Below are 6612 nucleotides of genomic sequence, written 5' to 3' on the forward strand. Positions count from 1 at the left end.
TCCTGCACACCTACAACCACCACCGCTGCCACACCGCACTCGGCGGCCACCCACCCATCAGCCGCGTAAACAACCCTGCGGGTCAATACACCTAGAGCCTGTCTGACAAATGATCACCTGGCCGTTTCGCGGAGCCAGAGAATCAGGGAGGCTAGGACGACTCCCGCGCGGTAGCGGTCCGCGAGCTTGTCGAACCTGGTTGCGATCGCACGGAACTGCTTGAGGCGAGCGAAGCATCGTTCGACCACGTTGCGGTCGCGATAGATCTCCCTGTCAAAGGCGGGTGGCCGGCCACCGAAGCGCCCCCTGCGTCGACGGTTGGCCACCTGGTCGCGGCGCTCGGGGATCGAGGCGGCGATGCCCCGACGCCTCAGCAGATGACGGATGGCCCTGCTGGAGTAGGCCTTGTCACCCAGCACACGGTCCGGTGTCGTGCGCGGGCGGCCCGTGCCGACGCGCGGGGTGCGGACCCCGTCGAGGACGTCGGCGAACGCGGTGGCGTCGTTGACGTTTCCGGGTGTGAGCACGATCGACAGCGGCAGTCCCCGGCCGTCGACGGCGAGCTGGACCTTGGTGGTCAGCCCACCCCGGGACCGACCGAGTGCCTGATGCGCCTGCGAGCGGCCCGGATCTTCCAGTTCGTCCCTGTCTGCGTCCCCCTTTTACGGGCGCCCGCGGCGTGCTGGTGGGCCCGGTTGATCGTGGAGTCAACGGCGACGATCCACTCCACCCGGCCCCCCGCGTCATCATGGACCTGGACATGCTCCAGCAGCTTCGCCCACGTGCCATCGGCCTCCCAGCGGGCGAACCGCTCGTAGACGGTCTGCCACGGCCCATACCGCTCGGGCAGGTCGCGCCAAGGAGCCCCGGTCCGTAGCCGCCACAGCACGCCGTGGACCACCTGCCGGTGATCACGCCACGGACGGCCCCGTCCGTCCACCTGGGGCAAAAGGGGCTCTATCCGCCCCCATGCCGCATCCGTCAACTCACCTCGACCTACCACAAGATCAATTATCAGACCGGCTATAGAGTCCTGCCCGTGGTGAATCATCAGGACGAGACCAGGACGGCCTACGACGGAGTCGTCGAGCTGTACGCATCGCTGTTCGCAAACCGGCTGGAGACACAGCCTTTCTCCCGGACCATGATCGGCACCTTCGCCGAACTGGTGCGCGCGACGGGCAACCCGCGGGCAGCGGACGTCGGGTGCGGTCCCGGACATCTGACAGCCATGCTGCACGAACTGGGCCTGGACGCCTTCGGACTCGACCTCGCCCCCGGCATGATCGACCACGCCCGGCAGGCCCATCCGGCGCTGCGCTTCCAGGAGGCGCGGATGGAATCCCTGCCGATCGAGGACGCCGCGCTCGGCGGCGTACTGGCCCACTACTCGATGATCCACACCCCTCCGGGAGAACTGCCGGAGCTGCTCGCCGAGCAGGCACGCGTCCTGGCGCCGGATGGCCTGCTCCTGGTCTCCTTCTTCGGGACCGACGAACAAGAACCGGTCCGCTTCGACCACAAGGTGGCGCCTGCCTACAGCTGGCCGGCGGATCGCCTCGCCGAACTGCTGGCCGACGCCGGGCTCGTTCCCTTCGCCCGGTTGCTCCACGATCCAGCCTCCGAAAGGGGTTTCCTCGACGCCCATCTGCTGGCCCGCCGTTCGTAGGCCCTGCCCGGTAATCCCCGCCGGACGGTCGGCGCACCTCCCGATTGCCAACTCAGCCGAACCTCGCTGATTGGACGGGAATTGTCAGACAGGCTCTAACGCAGCGCGGCGGCGACCAGGCCGTCGAGAGCCTCGCGCGGTACTTCGCCGCCGTTCACCAGTCGGTCGAAGACCAGTCCGTCGATGCAGGTCAGCAGAGTGTGGGTGCGGTTCTCGACGTCCGTGACGCCGTGCGTGGTGAGGAACAGCCGGACGGCCTCGCGGCCGGCGTTCTCGCGGGGCACGAGGATTTCCCGCAGCTCAGGGGCGCGCACGCTTTCGACGGCGCAGGCATGGCGGGCGAGCGAGCGACGGCGCCCCTCGCCGGTCAGTCGCTGCCGGGTGAGCAGCACCATGCCGTCCACCAACTCCTCGACGGTGCGCAGGGGTGGAAGCTCTTCGGCCATCGTTTGAAGTTCCGCCTGGTCGAGTTCGACCAGGCGGGTTACGAGTCCTGTCAGCAGCGCGGCACGGGTGCGGAAGTAGGCCGAGGTGGTGCCGAGCGGCATGGCGGTTTTCCGGTCGACGGCGCGATGGGTCAGGCCGCGTATCCCTTCCTCGACGAGCACGTCGAGAGCCGCGTCTGCCAGAAAAGTGCGCCGATCCGAAGCCATGGCCCCTTTCTACACCCGTAGAGACTCGGGATAAGGTGCGCTTCTACAGATGTAGAAGGAGGGGCTCCGGCATGGGAAACAAGGCAGTGGTGGTCGGAGGGGGCATCGGGGGGCTGGCCGCCGCGATCGGTCTGGACCGCATCGGCTGGGGCGTGACGGTCCTCGAGCGTGCGTCCATGCTTGAGGACGCAGGGGCAGGCATCTCACTGGCCGCCAACGGCCTGCGGGCGCTGGACGAACTCGGTGTAGGCGCGGCGGTTCGGGATGCATCGCAGGGCCAGTACAGCGGCGGCACGCGGACGCCCCAGGGCGGCTGGCTGGCCCGGATTGACGGCCCGGCGCTGGAGAAGGCGGTGGGCACACCGATCATGGGCATCCCCCGCTCCGCCCTGCACCGACTGCTCCGCGACTCCCTGCCTGCCGAATCACTGGCGATCGGCTCGGAGGCGGCCGGGGTTCAGCAGACCGGCCCTGGGACGGTTCAAGTCGCCTGCGACGCCGCGGTCCTGAACGCCGATCTGGTGGTCGCGGCCGACGGCATCGGCAGCAAAATCCGCAGCCGTCTCTTCCCAGACCATCCCGGCCCGGTACAGCGGCTCGACGGTGCTGCGCGCCATCACCGAGCACGCGGTCCATCTGCGGGCCGACTTCGAGCTGACCTGGGGCCGCGGCGCGGAGTTCGGGCACATCGCCTTCCGGGACGGGCGGGCCGAGTGGCACGCCGTCCTCAGCCACCCCGCCGGCACCCGGTTCGCCGACCCCCTGACCGAACTGCTCCGACGGTTCCACTCCTGGCACGACCCGATCCCCGCCCTGCTCGACGCGACCCGGCCCGAGGCCGTGTTGCATCACGACGTGATTGAACTGCGCACGCCGCTCCCCTCATACGCGGTCGGTCGGATCGCGCTGCTCGGCGACGCGGCCCATGCGATGACCCCCAACCTCGGACAGGGTGCCTGCCAGGCACTGGAGGACGCGGTCACCCTTGCCGCCGCCCTCGGCACCGAGCCCACCGTTGAGGCCGCACTCGCGCGCTACGACGCCGAGCGCCGGCCCCGCAGCCAGGCCGTCGCACGGGCTGCCCGGCAGGCCGGCAGAATGGGCCACCAGCTTTCCCACCCACTGGCCAATCACCCTGCGGAATACGGTGATGCGACTGACACCATCCCAAGTCGCCACACGTATGATCCTGCGTCATCACGCCTGGGTCCCGCCGTCGCTGAATTGATCCAGCTCGTGCCCGCCACCTCATGACCAGACACCCTCTGGGCGCCAAGTCGAGTCGCGAGTTCTCGGTCCGAATCTCACAGTTCACGGCGAAACCAGGTGTTGAGAGCCAGTACCAGGTTGCACACCCCGAGGAGAACAAGGCCGCCGGCCACGTTATCGCTGGACAAAGTCGCTTTCCCTCTTTGGCGACAGCACGTCGAGCAAGTATCCCTGCGCAGGACCCAAGTCGCGGCGGCCATCCACTGAGCCTTTTCCATCCTCACTCTGAACTGTCAGTTGAAAGGTCAGGACGGCCTGGACGAGTTCGGTGATCCGGGTCCATCTCCAGCGAGGCGGCGGATCAGCTCGGTGACGTACGGGGCGTACAGAGGGCCCCGTACGCCGGCGTCGGCGCCATCGTGCTCAACCACAGCGGCAACTGGCCGCTCTGGGAGCTCTGCAGCCTGGACGACCCGCCGGCCGCAGAGTATCGCGGGCGGTGAGGACCCCGTGAGCGCCCGCGGTTCAACGTCTCCCTTCGCAGACGTTGAACCGCCAACAGGACCCTCGGACGCCGCGGACGCATAGTGAGGAGTGGCCGTGCGGCGTCCGTCCGCGCTTTTCCGGCCGCTACCAGGACTCCGTGAGGAGGCCCCTCATGCCGTACACCCGCATCCAAGGCGAATTCCGGATCGTGGGGACGAGCCCCGACGGGGACACGGTCCGGTTCTACCCGGACGACCCGGCGGTCTGGGGCACGATCCCCGGCCCGGTTCCCATTCAGATCCGCGGTCCCGGCGGCGCCAACCTGCGCCTGGAGGGCATCGACGCCCTGGAGACGCACTTCGATCCGCCCTTCGTCGGTGGGGGCGTGCTGCACCAGCCCAAGGCGCAGGCCGAAGGGGCGGCAGCCGAACTGCTGCGCCTCCTCGGGTTCGACCCCGTACAGCGCACTCCGAGCGGGGAGGTCAAGGCCCCCACCAACCCCGCCGCCGTCCGCGGATACGTCCTGACCCGCGGCGGTGACCCGCTCGGCCGGTGCATCGCCTTCACCGGGCCCGGGGCTGGACCCGACGCCGATGCCGACGGCAACGTCTTCTTCACGCCGGACATGCTGCACGAGACCGTCAACCACAAACTGCTCGCCAAGGGCTTCGTCTACCCGACCTTCTACCGGTCCCTCTTCCCCGACCTGCGCAACGACATGACCGCGACCGCGAAGAAGGCCCAGGCCGACGGCGAGGGTCTGTGGCCGCTCGACAAGACTCAGAAGGCCACGGTGGTCGTGGGCCCTCCGGAGGTCAGCAAGGACGTCATCCTGCCCAAGTTCTACCGGCGGCTCGGCGAGTACGTGCTGCTGAACGACGGAGATCCCGACCTCGGCGGTTTCGTGGTGTTCCTGCGTCGCAAGGCCGACACGTTCACCATCCTTTCCACCGGGCACACCAGCACCGGCCTCGACCTCATCATCGAGGTCAATGACAGCAAGGTCCGCTGGACGCATAACATCGAGGACATCGTCTTCGACAACTGACCCGCGGATCGAGTGTGCCCGCGCACCGGGCGAGCCCGTACACCGGCGGGAAGGAGAGATCCGAAACGTTCCGGCTGGAAATGGACAAGCGGCTCGCCTCGGTCTGCCGGCCAGCGTCCCCAGCCGCCGGCGCGGCCCCCGGCCGAGTCGAGCGAAATGGCCGAGGGCAGCGGCGTGCTCGACTGCTTGCGGTAGCCGCCGTCCCCCAGGTCTTGCGGATCGGGGAGGCGACCATGACCCGGTTGAGAAGGCGGGCGCCGGCCACGGAGTCCTGAACGCCGACTGCGGTGCCCAGGACCGCGAGCAGGAGGCCGGTTCCTCTGAGTCGAAGATCCGTCAGGGGAGCTGTTGAGGTAGTACAGCAGCAGGCGGCAGACCGCCGCCTGCTGCTCACAATCTTCAGAGTCGATCACCGCAACAACCCAACACCCCGCCGACCACACCGACAAGGCATTCGCCGTGCACACACAGCTGAAACTGCACGTGACGGGCTACCGGTGAAGCGCCAGCGAGTTGTGTGACTGGGCACTGGGCCATGGCTGAACCAGGCAGGTTCAAATCCTGCCGCCCCTGCACGGACAGCACAGCGGCCGGGCCCTCGGGGCCCGGCCGCAAGCTCATGCCCTACAAACGGTTGACTGAGTGTTCAGGACATGCCGAACCGGCCGTCGGCCGGGAAGGAGGGGGCGGGGATGAGACTGGGCGTCATCGAGCGAATCTGGCGATACCCGATCAAGTCCATGGGGGGAGAACGGCTGGCGTCGGTGGACGTGGACGAGCGGGGTCTGCTGGGTGACCGGCTGTATGCCGTGCGGGACGCTGAGGGCCGGTTCGGCTCGGGCAAGAACACCCGCCGGTTCCGCAGGATGCCGGGCCTGCTGCGGCTGCATTCCCGCTGCCCGGAAGCCGAACCCCTGCCCGAGCCCGAGCTGCTCGACCCGGACGGAGTGCCGGTGGCCGACACCACCGCCTTCCTGCGCCGCTACCTGCGGCGCGGCGACGTCGAGGTGGCCCGTGAGGGGGCCGTCTCGCACTTCGACCAGCTTGCGCTGAGCGTGCTGAGCACCGCCACCCTCGACTGGATGCGCACCGCCCTGGCGGGCATTGCGGTCGACGAGCGCCGGTTCCGGCCCAACCTCCTCATCCGCACGCCACCGGTCACACCCGCGTTCGTGGAGGACCGGTGGCTCGGCTCCCAGGTCCGCATCGGTACCACGGTGTGCGCGACGTTCGTGCGCTCCAGCGAGCACTGCGTCATGGTCAACGAGTCCCAGCAGGACCTGCCGCACTCCCCGCTCGTGCTGAAGACCATCGCCCAGGCGCACGCCATGCGAATGGATGCACTGGGCACCGTCACCGTTCCGGGCACCCTCGGCGTCGGTGACCTTGTCACGGTGATCCGGCCCTGATCCGGCGCCGGTCGCGTCGGCGACGACAGACATGTGACCGGGCCTTAAAGAGCGTTTTGTCCCAGCGGGGTTGTTTCGTTCGAGGTTCAGGTGTCGCGCCAGTTCGGGGTGGATTCGCGGGTGAGTCGTCGGCTTATG

General features: G+C 68.4%; 4 protein-coding genes and 2 pseudogenes. 4 read left to right on the forward strand and 2 right to left on the reverse strand.

The genetic code is table 11. From position 1 onward, the window contains the following. Window positions 1-91 precede the first annotated feature (91 nt). Window positions 92-1003 (reverse strand): annotated as a pseudogene (locus ABTX60_RS42895) (IS5 family transposase). A 36-nt stretch (window positions 1004-1039) separates the two neighbouring features. Between ABTX60_RS42895 and ABTX60_RS42900 the strand changes: the two are divergent. Next, a complete protein-coding gene (locus tag ABTX60_RS42900) occupies window positions 1040-1669 on the forward strand; it encodes a class I SAM-dependent methyltransferase (RefSeq protein ID WP_055702157.1) in 630 nt (209 codons plus the stop codon). 95 nt (window positions 1670-1764) lie between these two features. Here the strand turns inward: ABTX60_RS42900 and ABTX60_RS42905 are convergent, their stop codons facing one another. Further along, a complete protein-coding gene (locus ABTX60_RS42905) occupies window positions 1765-2322 on the reverse strand; it encodes a TetR/AcrR family transcriptional regulator (protein ID WP_352102029.1) in 558 nt (185 codons plus the stop codon). A 71-nt stretch (window positions 2323-2393) separates the two neighbouring features. Here ABTX60_RS42905 and ABTX60_RS42910 point away from each other — a divergent pair. The 3 genes and pseudogenes from ABTX60_RS42910 to ABTX60_RS42925 all read left to right on the forward strand — a co-directional run bounded on the left by ABTX60_RS42910 (window position 2394) and on the right by ABTX60_RS42925 (window position 6474). Next, window positions 2394-3550 (forward strand): annotated as a pseudogene (locus tag ABTX60_RS42910) (FAD-dependent monooxygenase). A gap of 639 nt (window positions 3551-4189) precedes the next feature. Next, entirely contained in the window at window positions 4190-5065 is an 876-nt protein-coding gene (locus ABTX60_RS42915; RefSeq protein WP_352102030.1) for a nuclease, read from the forward strand. A gap of 692 nt (window positions 5066-5757) precedes the next feature. Continuing rightward, window positions 5758-6474 (forward strand): MOSC domain-containing protein, encoded by a 717-nt coding sequence (locus tag ABTX60_RS42925; RefSeq protein WP_352102031.1) that lies wholly within the window; start codon window positions 5758-5760, stop codon window positions 6472-6474. Window positions 6475-6612: the final 138 nt, after the last annotated feature.

The organism is Streptomyces sp. NPDC126510 (assembly GCF_040302345.1).
GTDB lineage: Bacteria > Actinomycetota > Actinomycetes > Streptomycetales > Streptomycetaceae > Streptomyces.